We start from the raw sequence: 24741 nt of genomic DNA on the forward strand, positions 1-24741 counted from the left end.
ACATGACGTGCGGCGACGACGCTAATCTCATGCCTTCGCCCCCGGAACAGCGGCCCGCTACCGCCGAGACCGACCCCTTCAGCCCCACGCACCCGGACCAGGTGCGCGCGGGCCGCGCCCACACGTCCCTGTTCCGCATCGCCGAGCGGCACGCGGCCACCGACGAGCAGCGGCGCCGGCAGGTCCACGCCACGACCATCGGCCCGTACGAGGCGGCCCGGCTCGTGACGTTCCTGCTGAGCGGAATCGCACGGCCCGCGGAGGGCGAACCGGAGGTGGACCACGCGGACATCACCGCGGCCCTGACGCTCATGCCGACGGCACGCGGCGAGATGGACGAGGTGGAGGCCGCGCTCCTGCAGATGGCGCGCGGTCGCGGCATGACCTGGCCGGAGATCGCCTTCGGCCTCGGCCTCGGCACTCCGCAGGCGGCGAGACAGCGCTACGAACGGCTGGTCGGCCGCACATCGATCGACCCGGAAGCCACCCCTCCGGGCCCGTGAGAGCTCCGCGGGCCCGACGCGGCGGCGACGCGGCTCACGCCCCCGCGCCCCCGCCCGCGTGCCGAAGCCACACATAGCTGACCGGCTGCGGGACGTTCCACTCCGCGGTCAGCGCCGGGTCGACGGGCAGGAATCCGGCCGCGTGATAGCAGCGCAAGGCTGCGGCATTCGCCGGGTGCACCCGCATGAAGATCTCCGTGTACCCGGCCCGCAGGGCCAGCTCGGCCAACCCCCGCACCAGCACACGCCCCGCCCCTCTCCCACGGGCGCCGGGCGCCACGATGATCCGGGCGAGTTCCGCCTCGTCCTCCTGCGCGTCGCACCACATCTCCCCGTACCCGATGAGCCGCTCCCCCTCGACCAGCACACGGCCCCGCACATCCCCGTCCAGCTGCCACCCGGCGACCACCCGCGGGGCCACGGGGAAGTCCCGCAGCCCGCACCACAGGGCCACCTCACCCGCGGAGGCCGGCCAGCCCGCCACAGTCGCCGCGTCCGCCACGGCGAAGGGTCGAAGCTCCATGTACGATCGCTCCCGCCATGCAGATGAATGCCAACTACACCAGTCTCGTCGCGGTCGGCGACTCCTTCACCGAGGGCATGTCGGACCTGCTGCCCGACGGCAGCTACCGCGGCTGGGCCGATCTGCTCGCCGCCCGGATGGCCGCCGCCTCCCCCGGTTTCCGGTACGCCAACCTCGCGGTGCGCGGGAAACTCATCGGGCAGATCGTGGCCGAGCAGGTGGACGTCGCCGCCGCGATGCAGCCCGATGTGATCACCCTGGTGGGCGGCCTCAACGACACCCTGCGCCCCAAGTGCGACATGGTGCGCGTACGCGACCTCCTGGAGGAGGCGGCGGAACGCCTCGCCCCGTCGTGCAAGAAGCTCGTCCTGATGCGCAGCCCGGGCCGGAACGGTCCCGTCATGGAGCGTTTCCGCCCGCGCATGGAAGAGCTCTTCGCGTTCATCGACGAGCTGGCGGTACGGCACGGCGCCACGGTGGTGGACCTGTACGGATCGGCCGCACTCGGCGACCAGCGCCTCTGGGACGTGGACCGGCTGCATCTGACGGCCGAGGGCCACCGCCGGGTGGCCGAAGCGGTGTGGCAGGCGCTCGGCTACGCCCCCGAGGACGACTGGCAGGCCCTGCTCCCGTCCACCGCCCCGCCCACCTGGGCAACGCGCCGCGTCGCCGACATCCGCTTCGCCAAGCAGCACCTCGCCCCCTGGATCGCCCGCCGCCTCACGGGCCGCTCCTCCGGCGACGGCCTGCCGGCCAAGCGGCCTGATCTGCTGCCGTACGAGGATCCGTTCGCGTAGGCGCGCTCCGGGATACGACGCGATGATCTTGTGATCCGGCGAGGTTAGTCGACCTTCGCCCAGTCCTTGCAGCCGGTCGTCTGAAATGCCTTGTCGCCGGGGGAGACGGTGACGGTAGCCGGGCCCTTGGTGTTGCCGTTGGCGATGATGTCGCCGACATCCCCGGAGGTACTCTTCAGGCGTGCCCAATAGCAGTTGTCGATGATGTTGTCCGCAGGTCCCGCCGTGCGGTACGTGCCCGGCTTGATTTCTGCGCCGACGACGAATGTGCCGTCGCCGGGTATGCCGTCGCCGACCGCTCCCTCCTTGGAAGCGGAGGCACTGGGCTTTGACGTGGATTCGGGCTTCACGCTTCCCGTCACCGTCTCCGTCGCGGTGACCGTTGCGGACGACTTCGCGCCGTCACCGGAGTCCGGCCCTCCGGTGGCTGCCGCTACGATGACGGCGCCGACGGCGAACCCGGCCACGGCCGCAGCCCCATGAGTGAGCCAGCCCCGCCTGGAGCGCGGCGCTCTCGGCGGTACCGCCGCTCCCCACCGCAGAGGCCCCCCAGGCGGCCCCGGAGGCGGATCCCCCTGCCTCCCCCGCGGCGTCTTGTCGCTCATTCCTTCAGGTTCCGCCCCACCTCGCCATCCCGCACGCGGAGCTTCACCTGCACCCTTACTCCTCCACCTCGTCCTCGAAGTGCAGGGCGATGGACTGCAGCACGTCCGCCGACGTCACATCGGTGCGGCCCTCGTCGTGGGCCTCGGCGAGCTGCGCGAAGGAGAAGGCGAAGGCGGAGGTGATCTGCTCGATGACGGGGCTCAGCTCCCTGCCCACCACCTCGGCGACCTCGATGGGGGTGGCGTCGGCGGGGATCTCGATGCGCGGCAGCATCTCCTCGAGCATCGTGCCGACCGCGCCGCTGGGTTCGATCTCACCGTCCGGGCTCTCTCGTACCTGTCGCCGCATCTCGATCGCCTCGGTCAGGATGCCGACGACTCTTTGGATGATCTCGCGCTGCTCCATACGTTGAAGCCTAGACGCACGCGGATCACCACGAGTTGCGGCACGGCCGGGACGCGAGCGCGCCAACAAGGCCGGTCCGCCCCGGTGTACAGGGGTCGGGGTACAGGGATCGGCGGGCCCGGAAGGTGAGTTGGGTGGGCGCGGCCCTGCGCCTCGGCCGGACAGGGGCCACGGGGCGCCCGTGTCGCGCACCCTTCTCGCGCGCCGCGCGGAGCGACGCCTCGCACGCCGCACGGAGCGACGCCCTGGACGAACCTCCAATGCCCCGGACTTTCCAGACTGTGCGGACGGTCAAAGGCCAGGTCGGACGGCAGGTAAACTCCGTACACGTGACTGCCGCGCCTGCAAAGCCCCGTATCCCGAACGTCCTCGCCGGGCGTTATGCCTCCGCCGAACTCGCCACCCTCTGGTCGCCCGAGCAGAAGGTCAAACTGGAGCGTCAGCTCTGGCTCGCCGTGCTGCGGGCGCAGAAGGACCTGGGGATCGAGGTGCCGGACGCCGCCCTCGCCGACTACGAGCGCGTCATCGACGACGTCGACCTCGCCTCGATCGCCGAGCGCGAGAAGGTCACGCGCCATGACGTGAAGGCCCGCATCGAGGAGTTCAACGCGCTCGCCGGGCACGAGCAGGTCCACAAGGGCATGACCTCCCGCGACCTGACCGAGAACGTGGAGCAGCTGCAGGTCCGGCTCTCCCTGGAGCTGGTGCGCGATCGCACCGTCGCCGTGCTCGCGCGGCTCGGGAAGCTCTCGGGTGAGTACGCCGAGCTCGTCATGGCAGGACGCTCGCACAACGTCGCCGCGCAGGCGACCACGCTGGGCAAGCGCTTCGCGACGACGGCCGACGAGCTGCTCGTCGCGTACCGCCGCGTCGACGACCTGCTGCGCCGCTACCCGCTGCGCGGCATCAAGGGCCCCGTAGGCACCGCCCAGGACATGCTCGACCTCCTTGGCGGCGACGCCGAGAAGCTCACGGACCTGGAGCAGCGGATCGCCGGGCACCTCGGCTTCGACCGGGCCTTCACCTCGGTCGGCCAGGTCTACCCACGCTCGCTCGACTACGAGGTCGTCACCGCCCTGGTGCAGCTCGCCTCCGGGCCCTCGTCGCTGGCCAAGACCATCCGTCTGATGGCCGGGCACGAGCTCGTCACCGAGGGCTTCAAGGCGGGCCAGGTCGGCTCGTCCGCGATGCCGCACAAGATGAACACCCGCTCCTGCGAGCGCGTCAACGGCCTGACCGTCATCCTGCGCGGCTACGCGTCGATGACCGGCGAGCTGGCGGGTGACCAGTGGAACGAGGGCGACGTCTCCTGCTCGGTCGTACGCCGTGTCGCCCTGCCCGACGCGTTCTTCGCGCTCGACGGGCTCCTGGAGACCTTCCTGACCGTGCTCGACGAGTTCGGTGCCTTCCCGGCCGTCGTCGCGCGTGAGCTGGACCGCTACCTCCCCTTCCTCGCCACGACCAAGGTCCTGATGGCCTCGGTGCGGGCGGGCGTCGGCCGTGAGGAGGCCCACGAGGCCATCAAGGAGAACGCCGTCGCGTCGGCGCTCGCCATGCGTGAGCAGGGCGCCGAGCGCAACGAACTCCTCGACAAGCTCGCCGCCGACTCCCGGATTCCGCTGGACCGCGCGGAACTCGACGAGCTGATGGCCGACAAGCTGTCGTTCACGGGCGCGGCCGGCGATCAGGTCGCCGCCGTCGTCGCGCAGATCGAGGCGGTGCTCAAGGAGCACCCCGAGGCCGCGGCCTACGCCCCGGGCGCGATTCTCTAGCCGCTTCTCTCTGGATCGGCTTCCCTCTGGGGGAGCTTCTTTCCGGGGCCGCCGCTCGTCATTAAGCGAGGCAGCAGCCGGGGCCCGATGGTCCCGGCTACTGCCTCGTCGGCTGCTGCCTCGCTGTTCAGGCCGAGCCTCAGAACAGGTCGGCGAGGCGCTTGCCGATGCCCCAGGCCTCGGCCACGGAGCAGACCGCAAGCTCGGGATCGACGTCCACGGCCTGCCGGGCCAGCTCGGGCGTCGCGTAGAAATTGACGCGGTCGCAGAACACGTCACGGATGTCGCCGCCCGTCGCGGGTGCCAAGGTGACCGCTGCCGTGGACGGGTCCACGTCGTCCACGCCCCGGGGCGTCACGGTGAGCGAGATCGGCTGCCCGGTGGCGGCACAGCGCGAGGTGACCCGGCTTGCCTCCTCCTGGAACGCCACGGGGAACATCAGTACGTCCATGGCGCACCACCCGTGGCGACGCCCGCCCCGCAGCTCCATGCTGTGCGGGAGCGCGGGGTTCAGCGACACTCCCGCTCCGACGACGGCGACGCCACCCGGATCCATCTCCAGGCCGAAGTTCATCGCCCGGAAGCGCGCAAGGACCTCGTCGTCCGGCCAGCCGAGGAGCACGGCCGCCTGGGGCTCGGTCAGCGGGCCGTGCTCCAGCAGTCCGCCGACCACGGCGGTTCCGGCGGCCATCAGCCGCACGCCTTCGGGCGAGGTCCACTTGGCCACCAATTGGTCCGACAACTGCCGCACGCGCTCGTCCACGCCGCCTCCTCGATGGTGCGGCAATCTTCCCCTATCGGCATGATTCGGACTGATTCGAACCACGGCGCGTCGTACCGGCGGAGGCGTCGCGCTACAGACCGACATCCCGGCTGCGGAAGTCCTCCAGCGACTCGCGCCGCACCAGGAGCCGCGCGTGCCCGTCGGTCACGGCCACCACGGGCGGGCGCCCCACGAGGTTGTAGCCGGACGCCATCGAGAGGTGGTACGCACCGGCCACCGGCACGCCCAGGATGTCTCCCGGCCGTACGTCGCCCGGCAGTTCGATGTCGGAGGCGAGCACGTCGCCCGCCTCGCAGTGCCGCCCGACGACGGTCACCGGCGCTGACGCCACCGTGGAGTGCCGGCCGATCAGACGCGGCACGTACCGCACTCCGTACAGCGCGGGCCGCGGGTTGTCGCTCATCCCGCCGTCCACGGCGACGAAGGTGCGTCCGGCGGTCCGCTTGACGGCGAGCACGCGGTAGAGAGCCACTCCGGCGGGGCCCGCGATGGCGCGCCCTGGTTCGATGAGCAGCTTGGGCACGGTGAGCCCGGCCGCCGCGCAGCTCTCGATCAGTTCGGCGCGCACCTTGCGGGCGAGGGTGGTGATGTCGAGGGCTTCCTCGCCGGGGCGGTAGGCGATGCCGTGGCCGCCGCCGAGGTTCAGTTCGGGGAGGGTGAGGCCGTGCTGGTCCTTGATGCGGGCCATCAGGCCGACCAGTCGGCGTACGGCGGCGATGAACGGCTTGTCGGTGGTGATCTGTGAGCCCAAGTGGCAGTGCAGGCCGGTCAGTTCGAGGCCGGGCTGGCCGATGATGCGGGCGATGGCGTGCTGCGCGGAGCCGTCGGTGATCGACAGGCCGAACTTCTTGTCGTCGGTCCCGGTGCGGATCTTCGCGTGGCCGCCCGCCGCGATGCCCGGCACCACCCGGACCATCACCTTCTGGCGGCTGCCCGGCGGCACGGCCGCGGCGAGCCGCGCGATCTCGGAGGCACTGTCGATGACGATGCGCCCGACGCCGAGGCGCAGCGCGGCCTGAAGGTCGTGCGGGCTCTTGGCGTTGCCGTGCAGCACGATGCGCTCGACGGGGAAGCCCGTGGTGACGGCCAGCTCCAGCTCCCCGGCGGAACAGACGTCGAGCCCGAGCCCCTCCTGCGCCACCCAGTGGGCCATCGCGCGGCACAGGAACGCCTTGGCGGCGTAGTGCACTTCGGCGTCGGGGAAGGCGTGCAGGTAGGTGCGGCAGCGCTCGCGTACGTCGCCTTCGTCGATGAGGTACGCCGGAGTGCCGAAGCGCTCCGCGATCTCGGTGAGCGGTACGCCGCCGACGGCGAGGTCGCCGTGGGCGAGACGCACGGTGGACGCGGGCCAGACGGACAGGTCGTCGTCGGCGGTGGCGTCCGTGGTCACGGGTGCATGCAGGGTGGTCATGGGCAGGTTCTCTCTTCGCCTCGTCCTCTACCGATTCCGCTTCGGCTTCTGCTTCGACTTCCGCTTCCGCGTCCTCAGCCGATCCAGGTGGTCAGGGCGCCGACCAGCGCGACAGCCCCTGTGACGCGCAGCGCGCCGACCGCCTGCGGGTCCCACTCGCGCCAGGCGGGCGTGCGCCGCCCCAGTGCGTCGACGGCGTGCGCGGCGAGCCGCGGGTCGACGGCGACCTCGCGGTCGCCGAGCGGCTTGGTGAGGGCCCGCAGCGCGGGCTCCGAGAGCCTGATCCAGGCCTGGCGGCCGCCGAGGGCCGCGCTCAGGCGCTGAGGGGTGGTGAAGGCGACGGCGGTACGGCCGCCGACGGGCGTGCGGAACAGGCGGGCGACGCAGCCCGCGGGTCCCGGCCGGACGGGGACGAAGAGCGGCCCGGCCGGGCCGGGTTCAGAGGGCTCGGGGTCCTCGCCGCACTGAAGTTCTGCCATGGGATTACTCCTCGATGATCCTGTTCGGTGAAGGGTGACCCCCGGGGCCGGGCAGGAACCCGGGGGCCTGTGACGACGCTATGCCCGGCACCGGGCGCCATCCGCCCCTCCATGACGCGACGTTGACGGTCACGCGCCCCGCGTTGACGAGGGCTTGACGGGGTCGTGCGGGCGCCGTCTGAGGCTCGTAAATACCCAGGTGCACCAGCCGTTCGGGCGCTCGGCTGACCTCCGCGCACCGCGGCGCCGGGCGCACGTCAGGGCCTCATCAAGGACCCCGCCGTCCTCTTGAGGCCCTGACCGCCTGCCAGTTGGATAGGGGATGTGAACAGCTTCTCGCGCCGTGACGAGCGGCCGCCTCATACGGCGGTGCCGGTCCTGCGCGCTGTTCATCCGACGGTGCGCTGACACCGCACCGCACCGCACCGCATCCATCGGCCGTCATCGGCCCTCTCACCACCCCGCGCGCGCACCGCCCCCACAGGGGGCCGCTCGGCGTGCGCCCACTCACGAATCCAGGAACCAGCCATGTCTTCTGCACCCCTGTCCGGACGGACCGTCCTGATCACCGGAGCCACCTCCGGGATCGGCTACGAGACCGCACGGCTTCTCGCCGAACGCGGGGCCACCGTGCTTGTGCACGGCCGCACCGCCGACGAGACACAGGCCGCGACCGACCGTCTGGTCGCCGCCGAGGGCATCGACGCCGATCAACTCTGCGCGTTCTCCGCCGACTTCACCCACCTCGACGAGGTCGAGCGGCTCGCGCACCGCGTGATCACCGAGCACCCGCACCTGGACGTCCTGGTGAACAACGCGGGCATGGCCGCGCCCGAACGGCACACCGTGACCCCGGACGGCAACGAGATCGCCTTCCAGGTCAACTTCCTCGCGCACTACCTCCTGACCGGCCTGCTCGAGCCCGCGCTGACGACCGGCCGCGGCGGCCGTGGCGGCCGTGTCGTGAGCGTCTCCTCCTCGCTGCACCGCACGGCGTCCATCCAGTGGAGCGACCCCAACCGCGCTCGACGCTACTCCCGGCTCGCCGCGTACGCTCAGTCGCAGTTGGCGCTCACCGTCTTCGCGTCGGACCCGCGCGTCACGGCTGTCTCCGTGCACCCCGGCGTGTGCGACACCGCGCTTCTTCCCCTGTACGCCGAGGAAGGCGCGTCGGCCGCGCAGGGCGCCGCGCACGTGGTGAGCCTCTGCGACCCGGCGACAGAGATCGTCAACGGCGCCTATTACGACCGCGACGAACGCGTCGAACCGGCCGCGGCCGCCACGGAGGACCGCACCGTCAAGCGCCTCAACAAGCTCGCCGACCTGCTCGTCGGCCACACCGTCACCACTTGAAGGGCATCGAGTTGAAAGGCATCGAGGCCGCCTCTCGCTGAGGCCGCCGTCGGCGGTGCGGTCACGCCGGTCGGCGCGCCCGCTCCGCTTCACTCCAAGGAGGACCGTCCCGTGATTCAGCTCCCGACCCACCAACTGCCCGCGCTCGCCCGCTGGTTCCCCTCAGGGGCACCCGGCACCGCGTCGTTGCCCGAGCACGCGTTCACCACCGGTGTGGGCACGTGGTGGGCGGACCGGGCGCTGAATCCACGGGTCGTGGGCGTCAGTTGCGCGGGACATGTGCTGCTGCGCGGCGACCCCGACGCCGTGGATCCCGCACAGCTCGCTCCCTTCGCTCACAGCCACGTCGGGGCCATGGCGCGCTTCCTTCCCCTGCTCGGCGCCGCGTTCGACCGGATCGTGCCCGCCGAGCGCATGCTCTACGTGCACCGCGAGCACGTCGCGGCGCCCCACCCACCGCGGGGCGTGACGGTGCGCCGCCTGGTCTCCGGCGACGCCTCCGCGCTTGCCGCGCTCACCGCTGCCGCACCGGACTCCGCCTGGATCCACGCCAGTTGGGGCGGCCCCGAGGGTCTCGCCGCGTCCGGCCACGGCTGGGCGGCCTTCGACCGGCACGGCCGCGTCGCCGCCGTCGCCTGCGGATACTTCACCTCGGACGCATGCGAGGACGTCGCCGTCGTCACCGCGCCCGAGCGCCGCCGTGAGCGCCTCGCCCTGGCGTGTGTGACCGCGCTGTGCGGGGACATCGCCGCCCGCGGCCGCACCGCGAGCTGGTCCTGCGGGCGCGACAACCGGCCGAGCCGCCTCCTGGCCTGGACGGCGGGATTCCGGCTCCAGCGGGAGTATGTCCACTACGCCACCGGCAGCCCGGCCGCGCGCCGCGCGCCGAAGGCGGCGCGGATGTCCGCATGAGCCGCGTCCGCATGAGCCGCTTCCGCCTGCACCGCGGCGCCTACGGCATCCCGGAACGCGCCGCCCACACGGACGGCAGCCTCAGCGGGCGCCCCGCTCCCCCGCCGGACCCGTCCGTCAGGCGCCCGTAAATGTCGCCGTGCTCCGCGTCAGTGGCCCATCAAGGTTCGGCGCGGCGGAATTTCCGTCCGATGAAGGTGCCTCGCGTCACCTTCATGGCCCGACGCATGACGCCCCCCGCACGGCCCACGGAGCACGATCCGTGGACCCACGACCGCGCCTGGGCCGGTGACGCCCGCTCCGCCGCCGCCTGCGCCGCGCTGCTCTTCGGGCTGCTGCTCGCGCTCGACGGCGCGACCGGCAGGCTCACCGCCTGGCGCGCGCTGCTCTGGCTGGGCCTTGGCGTATTACTGTTCGCCGTGCTGACGCCGCCGCGCGTGGCGGCGCACGGGACGACCCTGGTCTCACGCGGCCCGCTCCGTGCCCGATCGGTGCGGCTCGACCGTCTCGTGGCGATGCGCCGCCGCGATGGCATCTCGCCGCGGTTGATCCTGCGGGACGCGGCAGGCGGCGAGGTCGCGCTCGACCCCGAGGTGCTCGTCGTCAATCCGGCGCTCTGGCACCTCGTGGCCGAGGGAGCCCGCGCATCTGTCGCCGACGGCTCGCTCCTGTGTGGGGCGACCGCGTTGCGCCGACTCTCGGAACGTATCGACCGGGAGACGACCGAGGGGGTCTTCAAGGCCTCTGGCCTTGAATGACTCCGGAGCGGGCGTGGAGGGGCCGGGACCCCGCCCCGCCGTAGCCGCCCGCTCGTTTGAGATCAAGAGCGTCCGGAAGAGGTCAAGGTCACAGCCCTACACGGCACCGAGTGCCAGGGGTTCCGCCCTAGCATCATGCCCATGACGGTCCTGCCTGACGACGGGCTTTCCCTGGCCGCCGAGTTCCCTGATGCGACCCATGAGCAGTGGCAGCGCCTGGTGGAAGGCGTGCTGCGCAAATCGGGTAAGGACGTATCGGGGCCGGCCGCGGAGGAAGCGCTGTCCACCGCACTCGAGGACGGGCTCAGCACCCGCCCCCTGTACACCGCCCGGGAAGCCGCGCCTGACGCCGGTTATCCGGGCTTCGCCCCCTTTGTCAGGGGCGGCACCGCCGCGGGCAGTGCCGCGGCCGGCTGGGACGTACGGCAGCGGCACGCGACCACGGATCCCGCGGGCACGAACACGACCGTGCTCGCGGACCTGGAGAACGGCGTCACCTCGCTGTGGCTCGGCGTCGGTCCCGGCGCGCTCCCGGTGTCCGGCATCGAGCGTGCCCTTGACGGAGTCTTCCTCGACCTGGCGCCGGTAGCGCTGGACGCGGGCAGCGAAGTCGAGCCCGCCGCACGCGAGTTGTTCCGGCTCTACGAGGAGCGGGGCATCCCGAAGGACGCGGCGCGCGGCACCCTCGGCGCGGACCCCCTCGGCCACGAGGCCCGCACCGGCGAGCGGCTCGACCCGGCCGCCGCGACCGAACTGGCCCGGCTGTGCGGGCAGGAGTACCCGAACCTCCGCGCGCTGGCCGTCGACGCCCTGCCCTACCACGAGGCGGGCGGCTCCGCGGCGCAGGAACTCGGCGCCTCGCTCGCCACGGCGGTCGCCTACCTGCGCGAGCTGACCGAGGCCGGGCTCACGGTCGAAGCGGCCTGCACCCAACTGGAGTTCCGCTACGCGGCCACCGCCGACCAGTTCCTGACCATCGCCAAGCTGCGGGCGGCGCGGCGGCTCTGGGCCCGCGTGGCCGAGGTCTGCGGCGCCCCGGACGCGGGGGCTCAGCGCCAGCACGCCGTGACCTCGCCGGTGATGATGTCGCGCCGCGACCCGTGGGTGAACATGCTGCGGACGACGGTGGCCTGCCTCGGTGCGGGCGTCGGCGGCGCCGACTCCGTGACCGTCCTGCCCTTCGACCATTCGCTCGGCCTGCCGGACGCGTTCGCGCGCCGCATCGCCCGCAACACCTCGACGATCCTCCTGGAAGAGTCACACCTCGCCCGCGTGATCGACCCGGCGGGCGGTTCCTGGTACGTGGAGCGGCTCACGGACGAACTCGCCCACGCGGGCTGGGAGTTCTTCCAGGAGATCGAGCGCGCGGGCGGCCAGGCCGCGGCCCTGCGCTCCGGCCTGGTCGGTGAACGCCTCGCCGCCACCTGGGCGAAGCGCAGCGAGAAGCTGGCCAAGCGGCGTGAACCGATCACCGGCGTCAGCGAGTTCCCGAATCTGACGGAGCGTCCGGTCGAGCGTGTGGCCCCGCCCGCCGAACCGTCGGGCGGCCTGCCGCGCGTCCGCCGCGACGAGGCGTACGAGATCCTGCGCTCCCGCTCGGACGCCCACCTCGCAGCGACGGGGGCCCGCCCCCGGCTCTTCCTCGCCGGTCTCGGCCCCGCCGCCGCGCACACCGCGCGCGCCTCCTTCGCGTCGAACCTCTTCCAGGCGGGCGGCATCGAAGCCGTGCACGACCCGGTGACGGTGGACGCGACGACGGCCGCGGAGGCGTTCAGGGCCAGCGGTGCCACGGTGGCGTGCCTCTGCTCCAGCGACGCGCTCTACGAAGAGCAGGCCGAAGCGGTCGCCGATGCCCTCAAGTCGGCGGGCGCGCAGCGGGTGTTCCTTGCCGGGCGCCCTGCCGAGTACACATCCGTCGACGCGTACGTCTTCGCGGGCTGCGACGCCGTGTCCGTGCTCTCCTCCACCCTCGACCACATGGGAGTGGTGTAAATGCCGATCCCCGACTTCTCAGGCGTCGACCTGACGTCGGACGCCCCCACCGGCGGCCCCTCCGAGGTCTCCGGGGACCAGTGGCGCAGCGCCGTCAAGGAGTCCACCGGCAAGGCCGACGACGACCTCCTGTGGGAGACCCCGGAAGGCATCGCGGTCAAGCCGCTCTACACCGGCGCCGACCTTGAGGGCCTCGACTTCCTGGAGACGTACCCGGGTGTGGCGCCGTATCTGCGCGGCCCCTACCCGACGATGTACGTCAACCAGCCCTGGACGATCCGGCAGTACGCGGGATTCTCCACCGCCGAGGAGTCCAACGCCTTCTACCGCCGCAACCTCGCGGCAGGCCAGAAGGGCCTCTCGGTCGCCTTCGACCTGCCCACCCACCGCGGCTACGACAGCGATCACCCGCGTGTGACGGGCGACGTCGGCATGGCGGGCGTGGCGATCGACTCGATCTACGACATGCGTCAGCTCTTCGACGGCATCCCTCTGGACAAGATGACGGTGTCGATGACGATGAACGGCGCCGTGCTGCCCGTACTCGCGCTGTACATCGTGGCCGCCGAGGAGCAGGGCGTACCGCCCGAGAAGCTGGCCGGGACCATCCAGAACGACATCCTCAAAGAGTTCATGGTCCGCAACACCTACATCTATCCGCCCAAGCCCTCGATGCGGATCATCTCCGACATCTTCGCGTACACCTCGCAGAAGATGCCGCGCTACAACTCCATCTCGATCTCCGGCTATCACATCCAAGAGGCGGGCGCGACGGCCGACTTGGAGCTGGCGTACACCCTCGCCGACGGCGTGGAGTATCTGCGGGCGGGGCAGGAAGCGGGCCTGGACGTCGACGCGTTCGCGCCGCGGCTCTCCTTCTTCTGGGCGATCGGCATGAACTTCTTCATGGAGGTCGCCAAGCTCCGCGCGGCGCGTCTCCTCTGGGCGAAGCTGGTCAAGCAGTTCGACCCGAAGAACGCCAAGTCGCTCTCGCTGCGCACCCATTCGCAGACGTCGGGCTGGTCGCTGACCGCGCAGGACGTGTTCAACAACGTCACGCGTACGTGCGTCGAGGCGATGGCGGCCACGCAGGGCCACACCCAGTCGCTGCACACGAACGCCCTCGACGAGGCGCTCGCCCTGCCGACCGACTTCTCCGCGCGCATCGCCCGCAACACCCAGCTGCTCATCCAGCAGGAGTCGGGCACGACGCGGACGATCGACCCGTGGGGCGGCAGCGCGTACGTCGAGAAGCTGACGCACGACCTGGCGCGCCGCGCCTGGCAGCACATCGAGGAGGTCGAGGCGGCGGGCGGCATGGCGCAGGCCATCGACGCGGGCATCCCGAAGCTGCGTGTCGAGGAGGCCGCGGCCCGTACGCAGGCGCGGATCGACTCGGGGCGTCAGCCCGTGATCGGCGTCAACAAGTACCGCGTGGAGACCGACGAACAGATCGATGTCCGCGCGGTCGACAACTCGTCCGTACGCAACCAGCAGATCGCCAAGCTGAAGCGCCTTCGCGAGGAGCGCGACGAGTCGGCCTGCCAGGACGCGCTGCGGGCGCTGACGGCTGCGGCCGAGCGGGACCCCGGCCCGGGCCTCGAGGGCAATCTCCTCGCGCTCGCGGTCGACGCGGCCCGCGCGAAGGCGACGGTCGGCGAGATCTCGGACGCACTGGAGACCTCGTACGGGCGGCACGCGGGACAGATCCGTACGATCTCCGGTGTGTACCGCACCGAAGCAGGCTCGTCCCCGTCCGTGGCGCGCACCCGCACGCTCGTCGACTCCTTCGAGGAGGCCGAGGGGCGCCGTCCGCGCATCCTGGTCGCCAAGATGGGCCAGGACGGCCACGACCGCGGCCAGAAGGTCATCGCCACCGCCTTCGCCGACCTCGGCTTCGACGTGGACGTCGGCCCGCTCTTCCAGACCCCCGCGGAGGTCGCGCGCCAGGCGGTCGAGGCGGACGTGCACATCGTCGGCGTCTCCTCGCTGGCCGCCGGGCACCTCACCCTCGTACCTGCGCTGCGTGCGGAGCTCGCCGCCGAGGGCCGCGAGGACATCATGATCGTCGTGGGCGGCGTGATCCCGCCGCAGGACGTGCCGACCCTCCTCGAGATGGGCGCCGCGGCCGTCTTCCCGCCCGGCACGGTGATCCCGGACGCCGCGTTCGACCTGGTGAAGCGGCTGGCGGCCGACCTCGGCCACGAGCTGTGAGCATGGCGGCGCCGCGGATCGACATCGACGCGTACGTCAAGGGCGTACTCGACGGGAAGCGGGCGCAGATCGCGCGCGCCATCACGCTCGTCGAGTCGACCAGGCCCCAACACCGGGCACTGGCCCAGGAGTTGCTGACCCAGCTGCTCCCGCACAGCGGGCGGGCGCGGCGGATCGGCATCAGTGGGGTGCCCGGCGTGGGCAAGTCCACGTTCATCGACGCGCTCGGGACGATGCTGACCGGGCTCGGGCACCGGGTCGCGGTCCTCGCCGTCGACCCGTCGTCCACCCGGACGGGCGGCTCGATCCTCGGCGACAAGACGAGGATGGAGCGCCTCGCGGTGGACCCGGCGGCGTTCGTGCGCCCTTCCCCTACCGCCGGGACGCTCGGCGGTGTCGCGAAGGCGACGCGCGAGTCGATCGTGGTGATGGAGGCCGCGGGCTACGACGTGGTGCTCGTGGAGACGGTGGGCGTGGGCCAGTCGGAGACGGCGGTCGCGAACATGGTCGACTCGTTCCTGCTGCTCAGCCTGGCCCGCACCGGCGACCAGCTGCAGGGCATCAAGAAGGGCGTACTCGAACTGGCGGACGTCCTCGCCATCAACAAGGCGGACGGCCCGCACGAACGCGACGCGCGCTCGGCGGCGCGTGAACTGGCCGGCGCCCTGCGGCTCATGCACCCGGCGGACGCGGCCTGGACTCCCCCGGTGCTGAGCTGCAGTGCCCGGGAATCCAGCGGCCTCGACGAGGTCTGGGACCGCCTGGAACAGCACCGCACGCTCCTGGACTCCACGGGCCGCCTCGCCGCCAAGCGACGTGACCAGCAGGTCGACTGGACGTGGACGATGGTGCGGGACGAGCTGTTGGACCGGCTGCGGGGGCACGAGGCTGTGCGGGATCTGGCCCCTGGCCTCGAACAGCGGGTACGGGAGGGCACGTTGACGGCCACGATGGCGGCTGAGCGGATTCTGGAGGCGTTTCAGGATCCGGGGCGCTGAGCCGGCCCCTACGTGGAGGGTGTTACTGCGGGGTGCTCAGGCGGGTGGGCGGGAAACATCCGCCGCGAAGCGCCGGTCTAGATTTGCCCCATGACCACAGCAGCCAACGACGAAGCCCCTGTCCTCCGGCACGTCCAGGGCCGCACGGGACACATCACGCTCAACCGTCCCCGAGCGATCAACGCCCTGAACCACACCATGGTCCGCCTGATGGACGAGGCCCTTTCCGCGTGGGAGCGGGCGGACGAGATCAGCGCCGTCCTCCTCACCGGTGAAGGTGCCCGCGGGCTCTGCGCCGGGGGCGACATCCGGTCCATCCACGACGACATCAAGGCCGGCGGCGGCGCCGCGTCCGTGGCCTTCTGGCGTGCCGAGTACCGCCTCAACGCCCGCATCGCCCGCTTCCCGAAGCCCTACGTCGCCGTCATGGACGGCATCGTGATGGGCGGCGGGGTCGGCGTCTCGGCGCACGGCAGCGTGCGGATCGTCACCGAGCGCTCCAGGATCGCCATGCCGGAGACCGGGATCGGCTTCGTGCCGGACGTCGGCGGTACGTATCTGCTGACGCGCACGCCCGGCGAACTGGGCACCCACCTCGCGCTGACCGGCTCGGCGGTGGGCGCGGGCGACGCGCTGCTGTGCGGTCTCGCCGACCATTTCGTGCCCTCGGAGCGGCTGGCGGAGTTCATCGCCGCGCTGGCCGACGCCGAGGTGGGCGAGGCGGTCGCGGAGTACGCCACCACCGCGCCCGAGGGTGAACTCGCCGACCATCGCGAGTGGATCGACGCCTGCTACTCCGCCGACTCCGTGGAGGAGATCGTCGACCGGCTCTACAACTCCGGCGACCGGGCTGCGAAGGAGACGGCCGAGACCATCCTCGGCAAGTCGCCGACCTCCCTGAAGGTCACCCTCGCCGCCCTGCGACGGGCCCGCGCCCTCACCTCGCTCGAGCAGGTGCTCGACCAGGAGTACCGCGTGTCGGCAACCGCGATCACCGCGCCGGACATGGTCGAGGGCATCCGCGCCCAGGTCGTCGACAAGGACCGCAATCCGCGCTGGTCCCCCGCCGAGCTCACGCAGGTCACCGACGCGGAGGTGGCCCGCCACTTCGCCCGGCGCGACGGCGACGAGCTCGGCCTCGCGCCCGAGGCGGCCCCGCGATGACCCTGCTCCAGACACCCCGCCTCGTACTGCGCCGCTGGCGCGAGGCTGACGTCGCCCCCATGACCGCCATCAACTCCGACCCCGAGGTAATGCGCTGGATCCGCGACGGCTCCGTCCACGAAGGGGAGGAGCAGACCCGGTCCACCATCGCGAGGTGGGAGCACGGGTGGGAGACCGAGGGCTTCGGACTCTTCGCGGTGGAGATCCGCGCCACGGGTGAACTGGCCGGGTTCACCGGGCTCTCCGTGCCGCACTACCTCCCCGAGGTGCTGCCCGCCGTGGAGATCGGCTGGCGGCTCGGGCGCTCCTTCTGGGGGCAGGGCATCGCCACCGAGGCGGCACGGGCAGCCCTCGACTTCGGCCTCACCGACCGCGGTCTGGAGCGGATCGTCAGCATCGCCCAGGTGGGCAACGAGGCCTCGGAGCGGATCATGCACAAGCTCGGCATGCGCGTGGAGCGAGGCACCTTCGACCCCACCTGCGGCCGCGCCCTCCGCATCCACGCCATCGACGCTCCCGCTACGGAGGATCGATCTCCGTGACCACGGCGAGCAGCTGGAACGGCGACTCCTTGTCCCACTGGGAGACGCCGAGAGCGATCCACCGCCCGTCCACCCGCCACAGATGGAGGTCCGGCACCGAGCAGCTCAGCGAGTCCCACGGCTCCGGTATGTCCTCGCCCGCGTCCACGTCCTCGCCCGCGCCGTCATCACCGTTTCCATCAGCGTCAGCGAAACCGTCGCCCTGCGCACGCTCGAAGACGCTCGCCAGGCTGAACATCTGGGGCGCTCCCCAGCGCTCGGCGAGGAGGACCGTCAGGCCGTCGCGCTCGGCGTCGTACTGATCCGATGTCGCCTCCCACTCCGTGCCGTCGTCCTCCCAGAAGTCGCCACTCGTCAGTAACTCGGCGATGTGATACCCGGGACCGCCGACGCCGGACGGCGACCTGCCGCGCTCCACGGGGAAATCCCGTGAGCGCAGCGCGTCGATCGCGGCGAGATGCTCTGCGGTACTCATGACACCCAGTAAAGCCGCCGCCACTGACAACTGGCCCGCCGTCAGGCCCCCGGCGTCACCATCCGGACACCTGCCCCACGCCCCCCCCACGAGGCCTCACCGCGCCCCCACGACGCCTCACGCGTCGCGCCGCCGCACCGCCCACCAGCCCGCGAGCAGCGCGGCAGCCGCCCACGCCGCCGTGACGGCAAGTCCCGTCCAGGGGCCGAGAGTTCCCGACGGGTTCTCGTGGAGCACCTGCTGTCCCGCCTGGTCCGGCAGGAAGTCCGCGACGCCGCTCGCGACGTCCCCGACCACGAAGGACACGATGAGCGTGAACGGGATGAGGATGCTCAGGACGGCGATCCCGCTGCGCAGGAGCATGGTCAGGCCCGCGGCGAGCAGCGCCATGAGCGCGAGATAGATGCCCCCGCCGACGCACGCACGCAGGACGCCGTCATGGCCGAGGCCGATGGCGTGGTCCCCCATGAAGGCCTGACCTGACAGGAAGCCCGCGAAGCTGGTGAGGATGCCGACGCCGAGGGCCAGCGCGCCCACCACGGCGACCTTGGCCCCGTAGAAGAGCCCTCTGCGCGGCACCGCGGAGAGCGAGATCCGCAGCGCGCCGTTCAGGTACTCACTGGACATCGCCGTCGTACCGAAGCTGATGGCGGCGATCTGGCCGAAGTTGAGTGCGTAGAAGGCGCCGAAGAGCGGTTCGAAGTCGGCGTTGTCCGCCTCCGCCGTGCCGACCGCGGCGAACGCGAGCACGGTGATGGTGACGGTGGCCACGAAGACGGCGATCAGCGAACCGAGGCTGGCGCGCACCGACTTGATCTTGATCCACTCCGAGCGGAGCACGGCAGGTGTCGACATGGTCAGGCCTCCTGGCGGGGCGTCGGGGTGGCAGCGGCGAACTCGGTGTCGTCGGCCGTGAGGGCGAGGTAGGCCTGCTCCAAGGAGGCCTGCTCGTCGGAGAGTTCGACGAGGGGAATGCCGTGACCTGCGGCGATGGACCCGATCTCGTCGGCCTTCGCGCCGTCCACCGTCCAGCGGCCGTCGTCCCCCGCCGCCATCGCGTACCCCTTGTCCGTCAGGAGGCCCCGCAGCCGGTCGACCGAAGGGGTGCGCAGCCGCACCCGCGGGCTGCTGTGCGCCGCGATGAAGTCCGGCATCGAGGTGTCCGCGAGCAGCTTGCCCCGGCCGAGGACCACCAGGTGGTCGGCGAACGTGGCCGTCTCGTTCATGAGGTGGCTGGACACGAGGACCGTCCTGCCCTCACGTGCGAGGCGCCGCATCAGCTCGCGGATCCAGATGATGCCTTCGGGGTCGAGGCCGTTGGAAGGCTCGTCCAGCATGACGACGCTCGGGTCTCCGAGCAGCGCCGCCGCGATGCCGAGGCGCTGGCGCATGCCGAGCGAGAACGTCTTGATCCGGCGCCCTGCCACGCCGGCGAGCCCGGCCTCTTCGAGGACCTCCGTCACGCGGCGCGCGGGGATGCGGTTGCTGACGGCGAGGGCGAGGAGGTGGCTGTGGGCGGTACGCGATCCGTGCGCGGCCTGGGCGTCGAGCAGGGCTCCCACGTGGCGCAGGGGTTCGTCGATGGCCGCGTAGGAGCGGCCGCCCACGGTGGCGGTGCCCGAAGTGGGCCGGTCGAGGCCGAGTACGAGCCGCATGGTGGTGGACTTGCCCGCGCCGTTGGGGCCGAGGAACCCGGTGACCTTCCCCGGGCGGACGGTGAACGTCAGTCCGTCCACCGCGCGGGTGGTGCCGTACTCCTTGGTGAGGTCTTGGACGTCGATGCTGGTCATGGCCTCAGACTCGCGGCCGGGAGTGCGGTGGGGCTTCCCCCGCCCGGGGAGTCCGTCTCCCCCTCATGGGGGAGCCGTGCGGCCCGTCCCTGCTGGCACGATGACGTGATGCCCCGCTTCCTCAGGCCGCTCACGCGGGCGGTCACCTACACGCGCTGGCTGCACCTGCTCATCGGCTCGGCCATCGCCTTCATGGGCGCGTTCATCACGCCGGGGCTCAGCAGTCCCTCGTTCGGACAGTGGGCGCAGATCGCGCTCCAGCCGATCCCCCTGGTGGTGGGGGCCGCTCTGCTGCTTGCGTCCCTGCGCAGTGCGGAGGGCCTCCAGGCGCGGCTGATGCTGTTCCCGGGGCAGCACGCGCGCGTGCCGGGAGGTGACGAGCATCCCGGCATCTCCGTCGCCCCCTCCGCGTCATGGCGCGACCGGGGCAGGACCGCGCTGTGGGCCGTGCTGCGCCTGGAGGCCGGCTGCGCGGCGGTCTTCGTCACCGTGCAGCTCCTCGGGACCGCACTGGCCCTGATCGGCACGACGTCCGAGCCCGGCGAAGCGTCCGGTCTGCTGATTCCGCTGCCGGACCAGAACCCGCTGAACGCGCTGCTCGTGCCGATCCCGGTCGCGGTGCTCCTGGCGGTGATGGTGGTCTCCGGCCGGCTGATGACAGGCGCCGCCCGGCAGCTGCTCGGCCCCTCGCCCAAGGAGCGCCTCGCCGCCCTGGAGGAGCGCACCGAGCAGCTCCTCGAACGCAACCGCATCGCGCGCGAACTGCACGATTCCATCGGGCACGCGCTGACCGTGGCGGTCGTCCAGGCGGGCGCCGCGCGGGCCGCCGCCGACCCGGAGTTCACCGACCGCGCACTGGACGCCATCGAGGAGACCGGCAGGGCGGCCCTCGAAGACCTGGAGCGTGTACTGCGGGTGCTGCGCGAGGACGAGCGGCCCGCGAGCGGGCGGCCCACGCTCGCCGACGCCGGCCAGCTCCTCGACTCCGCGCGCGCTTCGGGGGCCAAGGTCGACACCGAGGTGACGGGCCCCTTGGAGCGGCTGCCGGGCCCGGTCTCCCGCGAGGCCTACCGCATGCTCCAGGAGGCCCTCACGAACGTGCTGCGGCACTCCGGGCCGGTTCCGGTGCGGGTGCGGCTCGCGGTCGGCGACGCGGCCCTGGAGATCGACGTACGCAACGCGCTGCCCCAGGGCGGAGAGGTCACCGGCCGTGGCGGCAGCGGCCTTCGCGGCATCCGGGAGCGGGCCACGCTGCTCGGCGGCCGGGCCACCACGGGCCCGCGTGAGGGCGAATGGCAGGTGCACGTCGAGCTGCCCCTCGGGTGACCTACGCTGACTGGATGCCGGTCACAGTCCTCCTGGTCGACGACGAACCTCTCGTACGCGCCGGACTGCGTGCCGTTCTGGAGGCGCAGCCCGACATCGAGGTGGTCGGTGAGGCGGCCGACGGCGCCGCGGTGATTCCGCTCGTGCGCCAACTGCGGCCCGACGTGGTCGCCATGGACGTCCGCATGCCGCTCCTCGACGGCATCGAGGCCACGCGCGCGGTCCTGCGCACCGTGCAGGACCCGCCGAAGATCCTCGTCGTGACGACCTTCGAGAACGACGAGTACGTGTACGAGGCGCTGCGCGCGGGCGCGGACGGTTTCCTGCTCAAGCGCGCGCGTCCCGCGGAGATCGTGAACGCCGTCCGTCTTGTCGCCGATGGCGAGTCGTTGCTGTTCCCGGCGGCGGTGCGGCAGCTGGCGGGCGAGTACGGGCGGCGGCCCGGAAACGAGGAGGCCAGGGCCGCCCTGGACCGGGCCGCGCTCACCGAGCGCGAGGCGGACGTGCTGCGGCTCATGACGCGCGGCCTGTCGAACGCGGAGATCGCGACGGAGCTGATCGTCGGGGCCGAGACGGTCAAATCGCATGTGAGTTCCGTGCTCGCGAAGCTGGGGGCCCGCGACCGGACGCAGGCGGTCATCGCCGCGTACGAATCCGGTTTCGTCGCTCCGGGGTGAGCACGACCGACCGGCACTCTCCGTCACAGGTGGGCCCGGCACTCGCAGCGGTCGGCCCCGGCGAGTACGATCCGCCCATCATGCGCACGAGCTGGGAGGACGGACGTTGGGGCGGCTGACCGGCGGGGATCCCTCTCTGCTGCGGCGGATCAACTCCGCGGTGGTGCTGCACGCTCTGCGTGGGGCGGACTTCGCGACACTCACCGAGGTCACCCGGGTGACCGGGCTCTCCCGGCCGACCGTCGAGGGCGTGGTCGAGGGGCTGATCGAGGCCGGGCTCGTGGTGGAGACCGCCGCCGAGGAAGGCGCGGCCAGACGCCAGGGACGGCCCGCCCGGAGATTCCGCTTCCGGGCCGAGGCGGGGCATCTGCTCGGCCTGGAGATCGGTCCGCACCGGGTGGCCGCCGTCCTGTCGGACCTGGACGGCCGGGTGCTCGGCACGGCGGCCAGGGACGTGGACGAGACGGCCCCGGCGGACGAACGCATCGAGCGGCTGCGCACGGCGGTCGCCGATCTGCTGCGCCGTGGCGGGATCGCCCGCAGTTCACTGCGCGCGGTGGGCGTCGGCAGCCCCGGCATCGTGGAGGCGGACGGCACGGTCCGGCTCGGCACCGCGCTGCCCGAGTGGACGGGGCTCCAGCTGGGCGAACGCCTGCGCAGGTCCTTCAAGTGCCCGGTCCTGGTGGAGAATGACGCGAACGCGGCTGCCGTGGCCGAGCACTGGAAGGGCGCGGCGACCGAGTGCGACGACGTGGTGTTCGTGCTCGCCGGGCTCAGCCCGGGAGCGGGCGCGCTGATCGGCGGGCGGCTGCACCGCGGCTACGGCGGAGCCGCCGGGGAGATCGGCGCCCTGCACCTGCTGGGCCGTGACGTGACCCCGGAGACGCTCCTGTCGACCACGGACGAGCCGCTGCACCCGCTCGACGAGCAGGCGGTGGCGGAAGTGTTCGCCCACGCGCGCGAGGGCGACGAGCGGGCGCGGCAGGCCGTCGAGCGGTTCATCCAGCGCCTGGTGCACGACGTGGCGGCTCTGGTGCTCGCCCTGGACCCCGAACTGGTCGTCGTGGGCGGCTGGGCGGCCGGTCTGGACGGTGTACTGGAGCCGCTGCGGCGCGAGTTGGCCCGCTACTGCCTGCGGCCGCCCCGGGTGGCCCTCTCGGTGCTCGGCGAGGCCGCCGTGGCGACGGGCGCGCTGCGGCTCGCCCTCGACCATGTCGAGGAGCAGCTGTTCGCGGTCGAGGGGACGGTCACGGCGCGGCGCTGAGCCGACGCGGGGTCGGCCCCGCGTCGGCGCGAGAACGCTGTCAGGAGGCCTGGCGCTCCGGGCCGTGGTGGATCTCGACGCCGCCGGCGTCGCCGAACGTGAGGCGGCAGGTGTCGGCGCGGTACGTCGCCACCGATACCGCCGCGGTGCGTCCCTCGGCGAGGAAGCGCGTCGTCACGACGAGGACCGGGGCTCCGGGCAGCCGGTCGAGCGCCTTGGCGTCGTCCGCGCGGGCCGAGCCGAGCTCGACGGCGCGGTCCTGTCCTTCGAGGCCGAGCCGGTGCAGCTCGCGCTGCTCGGCACGCGCGCGTGCCGGTCCGGACGGGGCGTCGATGGCGGAGAGCTCGGGGACGGACGACGTCGATACGTACAGCAGCTCGGCGGCCACGGGCTGGCCGTGCGAGACGCGCGTACGACGCACCACGTGCACCTGCTCGTCGGGGTCGGTCGCCAGCATGCGGGCCACCTCGGCGGGCGCGGCCGCCGGTGCGCAGTCAGCGGGCTGCCAGGCGTCGCCGACCTCGCCCGGCCAGGTGCCTTGTGCGGATCCGACGGCCACACCCATCCGCGGCGGGGCGACGGTCGTGCCGACCCCGCGGCGGCGCTGCAGCCTGCCTTCCAGCTCCAGCTGCTCGAGTGCCTGACGGAGCGTGGCGCGGGCCACGCCGAACCGGGCCGCGAGATCACGCTCGTTGGGCAGGATCTCTCCGACGGCGAACTCTGAGTCGAGTGCCTCGCTGAGCACGGTCTTGAGGTGCCAGTACTTCGGCTCCGGCGCCGTTTCCAGCTGCGTGGTCCCCACCCTGTCCTCCGCAATCGCCATGTGCCGGCGGCTTTTTAGTGCCCTTGTTTATTAAAGGTTCCTGCACTATCTCTGCGACGATAGAGCGGCACCCACCCTTGGTCAAGACCAATCCTCGATCCGTTACAGCCCGCACAGGGACGATGCCACAGAGCATTCACGCGATGTTGGCGCCGGGTCACCCACGCGTAGCGAACAAGACAAAACCCCCGTCCATGTGGACGGGGGTCTGCCATCTGCTGTCTAGGAGGCGAACCCGACCAGCTTGTCCGGGTTGCGGATGATGTAGACGCTCGCGATCTTCCCGTCCACGACGTCCAGTTGGAAGACGGAGTCCGGTTTGCCGTCGATCAGGAGCAGTACGGAGCTCGCGCCGTTGAGCTCCAGGAACCGGAACTCCAGCTCCGCCCCCTCCCGCAGGCCCGCGCGGGCCACGCCGTCGAGGAAGCGGCCCACCTTGTCGGCCGTCTCGATGACGCGCAGCGGCCCCTTGGTCTTGCCGCCACTGTCGCCGACCAGGCGTACGTCCGGGGCGAGCAGGGACATCAGGCCGTCCAGATCGCCGCTGGTCGCCGCCGCGAGGAACCGCTCGGTCAGATCCCGGCGCTCGCCCGGATCCACTTCGTAGCGCGGCCTGCCCTCATCGACGTGCTTGCGGGCCCGCGCCGCGAGCTGCCGCACGGCGGGCTCCCCGCGGTCCAGCGTGAGGGCGATCTCCGAGAACGGGAACCCGAAGGCCTCCCGCAGCACGAACACCGCGCGCTCCAGAGGCGAAAGGGACTCCAGGACGACCAGGACGGCGAAGGACACGGAGTCGGCGAGCACGGCCCGCTCGGCGGTGTCGGGGACGATCGGGCCGTAGTCGGTGACCAGCGGTTCGGGGAGCCATGGGCCTACGTAGGACTCACGTCGGGACTGCACATGGCGCAGCCGGTCGATGGCGAGCCGTGTGGTGACGCGCACCAAGTAGGCACGCGGTTCGCGCACTTGCCCCTGGTCGGCCGCCGACCAGCGCAGCCAGGCGTCCTGCACCACGTCCTCCGCGTCGGCCACCCGGCCGAGCATGCGGTAGGCCACGCCCATCAGGACGGGCCGGTGCTCTTCGAAGACGTCGGTCACGGTGTCGGTCGTCACTTCTCCATCCCAGCCGACGGATCACCGGCTGTCCAGGCGAAACGGGTGCGTCGCGCCCCA

The 24741-nt window shown here is 71.9% G+C and carries 26 protein-coding genes; 15 read left to right on the forward strand and 11 right to left on the reverse strand.

The window, feature by feature from the left end:
• Positions 1-29: 29 nt before the first annotated feature.
• The gene (locus ABD378_RS39115) at positions 30-503 is read left to right on the forward strand and encodes a DNA-binding protein (RefSeq protein WP_344529307.1); all 474 of its coding nucleotides are present in this window, start codon (positions 30-32) and stop codon (positions 501-503) included.
• Positions 504-537: 34 nt separating this feature from the next.
• Here the strand turns inward: ABD378_RS39115 and ABD378_RS39120 are convergent, their stop codons facing one another.
• Positions 538-1026 (reverse strand): GNAT family N-acetyltransferase, encoded by a 489-nt coding sequence (locus ABD378_RS39120; RefSeq protein ID WP_344529309.1) that lies wholly within the window; start codon positions 1024-1026, stop codon positions 538-540.
• Between the two features lie 17 nt (positions 1027-1043).
• Here ABD378_RS39120 and ABD378_RS39125 point away from each other — a divergent pair, with 17 nt between their 5' ends.
• Positions 1044-1823, forward strand: coding sequence for an SGNH/GDSL hydrolase family protein (locus tag ABD378_RS39125; RefSeq protein ID WP_344529312.1), 780 nt, complete (start codon positions 1044-1046; stop codon positions 1821-1823).
• 44 nt (positions 1824-1867) lie between these two features.
• Here the strand turns inward: ABD378_RS39125 and ABD378_RS39130 are convergent, their stop codons facing one another.
• Positions 1868-2290 carry an Rv1352/Rv1906c domain-containing protein gene (locus tag ABD378_RS39130; protein WP_344529314.1) on the reverse strand — a complete coding sequence of 141 codons (423 nt, stop codon included), beginning with the start codon at positions 2288-2290 and terminating at the stop codon, positions 1868-1870.
• A gap of 193 nt (positions 2291-2483) precedes the next feature.
• Complete coding sequence (locus ABD378_RS39135) at positions 2484-2834, reverse strand: hypothetical protein (protein ID WP_344529316.1); 351 nt, start codon at positions 2832-2834, stop codon at positions 2484-2486.
• A gap of 329 nt (positions 2835-3163) precedes the next feature.
• Here ABD378_RS39135 and purB point away from each other — a divergent pair, with 329 nt between their 5' ends.
• Entirely contained in the window at positions 3164-4606 is a 1443-nt protein-coding gene (purB, locus tag ABD378_RS39140) for an adenylosuccinate lyase (RefSeq protein ID WP_344529319.1), read from the forward strand.
• 139 nt (positions 4607-4745) lie between these two features.
• On the opposite strand, the gene merB is transcribed toward purB, so the two are convergent.
• The 3 genes from merB to ABD378_RS39155 form a co-directional block, all read right to left on the reverse strand.
• Positions 4746-5369: an organomercurial lyase gene (gene merB / locus ABD378_RS39145; protein WP_344529321.1), complete on the reverse strand. Its 624-nt coding sequence runs from the start codon at positions 5367-5369 to the stop codon at positions 4746-4748.
• A gap of 91 nt (positions 5370-5460) precedes the next feature.
• On the reverse strand, positions 5461-6801 hold the full coding sequence (gene lysA / locus ABD378_RS39150) for a diaminopimelate decarboxylase (protein WP_344529323.1): 1341 nt from the start codon (positions 6799-6801) through the stop codon (positions 5461-5463).
• A 74-nt stretch (positions 6802-6875) separates the two neighbouring features.
• Positions 6876-7280 (reverse strand): SAV_915 family protein, encoded by a 405-nt coding sequence (locus tag ABD378_RS39155; protein WP_344529325.1) that lies wholly within the window; start codon positions 7278-7280, stop codon positions 6876-6878.
• 528 nt (positions 7281-7808) lie between these two features.
• Between ABD378_RS39155 and ABD378_RS39160 the strand changes: the two genes are divergently transcribed.
• The 9 genes from ABD378_RS39160 to ABD378_RS39200 all read left to right on the forward strand — a co-directional run bounded on the left by ABD378_RS39160 (position 7809) and on the right by ABD378_RS39200 (position 17213).
• Positions 7809-8633 (forward strand): SDR family NAD(P)-dependent oxidoreductase, encoded by an 825-nt coding sequence (locus ABD378_RS39160; RefSeq protein WP_344529328.1) that lies wholly within the window; start codon positions 7809-7811, stop codon positions 8631-8633.
• A gap of 111 nt (positions 8634-8744) precedes the next feature.
• A complete protein-coding gene (locus ABD378_RS39165) occupies positions 8745-9545 on the forward strand; it encodes a GNAT family N-acetyltransferase (protein WP_344529330.1) in 801 nt (266 codons plus the stop codon).
• Positions 9542-9676 (forward strand): hypothetical protein, encoded by a 135-nt coding sequence (locus ABD378_RS39170; protein ID WP_344529332.1) that lies wholly within the window; start codon positions 9542-9544, stop codon positions 9674-9676. Before ABD378_RS39165 ends, ABD378_RS39170 begins: the two co-directional genes overlap by 4 nt.
• Before the next feature lie 84 nt (positions 9677-9760).
• Entirely contained in the window at positions 9761-10303 is a 543-nt protein-coding gene (locus tag ABD378_RS39175) for a hypothetical protein (protein WP_344529334.1), read from the forward strand.
• A gap of 141 nt (positions 10304-10444) precedes the next feature.
• Positions 10445-12295: a methylmalonyl-CoA mutase small subunit gene (gene mutA / locus ABD378_RS39180; protein ID WP_344529335.1), complete on the forward strand. Its 1851-nt coding sequence runs from the start codon at positions 10445-10447 to the stop codon at positions 12293-12295.
• On the forward strand, positions 12296-14509 hold the full coding sequence (gene scpA / locus ABD378_RS39185) for a methylmalonyl-CoA mutase (protein ID WP_344529336.1): 2214 nt from the start codon (positions 12296-12298) through the stop codon (positions 14507-14509).
• A gap of 2 nt (positions 14510-14511) precedes the next feature.
• Positions 14512-15507, forward strand: coding sequence for a methylmalonyl Co-A mutase-associated GTPase MeaB (meaB, locus tag ABD378_RS39190; protein ID WP_344529337.1), 996 nt, complete (start codon positions 14512-14514; stop codon positions 15505-15507).
• A gap of 90 nt (positions 15508-15597) precedes the next feature.
• The gene (locus tag ABD378_RS39195; RefSeq protein ID WP_344529338.1) at positions 15598-16671 is read left to right on the forward strand and encodes an enoyl-CoA hydratase/isomerase family protein; all 1074 of its coding nucleotides are present in this window, start codon (positions 15598-15600) and stop codon (positions 16669-16671) included.
• Positions 16668-17213, forward strand: coding sequence for a GNAT family N-acetyltransferase (locus ABD378_RS39200; RefSeq protein ID WP_344529340.1), 546 nt, complete (start codon positions 16668-16670; stop codon positions 17211-17213). The genes ABD378_RS39195 and ABD378_RS39200 overlap by 4 nt, the downstream gene beginning before the upstream one ends.
• Here the strand turns inward: ABD378_RS39200 and ABD378_RS39205 are convergent.
• The 3 genes from ABD378_RS39205 to ABD378_RS39215 form a co-directional block, all read right to left on the reverse strand.
• Positions 17191-17688 (reverse strand): hypothetical protein, encoded by a 498-nt coding sequence (locus tag ABD378_RS39205; protein ID WP_344529341.1) that lies wholly within the window; start codon positions 17686-17688, stop codon positions 17191-17193. The two genes, ABD378_RS39200 and ABD378_RS39205, sit on opposite strands and share 23 nt — an antisense overlap.
• Before the next feature lie 117 nt (positions 17689-17805).
• Positions 17806-18543, reverse strand: a complete 738-nt coding sequence (locus ABD378_RS39210; protein WP_344529343.1) for an ABC transporter permease — start codon at positions 18541-18543, stop codon at positions 17806-17808.
• 2 nt (positions 18544-18545) lie between these two features.
• On the reverse strand, positions 18546-19478 hold the full coding sequence (locus ABD378_RS39215) for an ATP-binding cassette domain-containing protein (RefSeq protein ID WP_344529345.1): 933 nt from the start codon (positions 19476-19478) through the stop codon (positions 18546-18548).
• A 108-nt stretch (positions 19479-19586) separates the two neighbouring features.
• On the opposite strand from ABD378_RS39215, the gene ABD378_RS39220 reads away from it, so the two are divergent.
• The 3 genes from ABD378_RS39220 to ABD378_RS39230 all read left to right on the forward strand — a co-directional run bounded on the left by ABD378_RS39220 (position 19587) and on the right by ABD378_RS39230 (position 22745).
• Positions 19587-20804 carry a sensor histidine kinase gene (locus ABD378_RS39220; protein ID WP_344529347.1) on the forward strand — a complete coding sequence of 406 codons (1218 nt, stop codon included), beginning with the start codon at positions 19587-19589 and terminating at the stop codon, positions 20802-20804.
• Positions 20805-20818: 14 nt separating this feature from the next.
• A complete protein-coding gene (locus tag ABD378_RS39225) occupies positions 20819-21481 on the forward strand; it encodes a response regulator transcription factor (protein ID WP_344529349.1) in 663 nt (220 codons plus the stop codon).
• A 106-nt stretch (positions 21482-21587) separates the two neighbouring features.
• Positions 21588-22745 carry an ROK family transcriptional regulator gene (locus tag ABD378_RS39230; protein WP_344529351.1) on the forward strand — a complete coding sequence of 386 codons (1158 nt, stop codon included), beginning with the start codon at positions 21588-21590 and terminating at the stop codon, positions 22743-22745.
• Positions 22746-22785: 40 nt separating this feature from the next.
• Here the strand turns inward: ABD378_RS39230 and ABD378_RS39235 are convergent, their stop codons facing one another.
• Together ABD378_RS39235 and sigJ are read right to left on the reverse strand one after the other, a co-directional pair.
• Entirely contained in the window at positions 22786-23547 is a 762-nt protein-coding gene (locus tag ABD378_RS39235; RefSeq protein WP_344529353.1) for a GntR family transcriptional regulator, read from the reverse strand.
• A gap of 243 nt (positions 23548-23790) precedes the next feature.
• Positions 23791-24681, reverse strand: coding sequence for an RNA polymerase sigma factor SigJ (gene sigJ / locus ABD378_RS39240; RefSeq protein WP_344529355.1), 891 nt, complete (start codon positions 24679-24681; stop codon positions 23791-23793).
• Between the last annotated feature and the right edge of the window lie 60 nt (positions 24682-24741).

Origin of the sequence: Streptomyces rectiviolaceus (assembly GCF_039533825.1) — a bacterium.
Classification (GTDB): domain Bacteria; phylum Actinomycetota; class Actinomycetes; order Streptomycetales; family Streptomycetaceae; genus Streptomyces; species Streptomyces rectiviolaceus.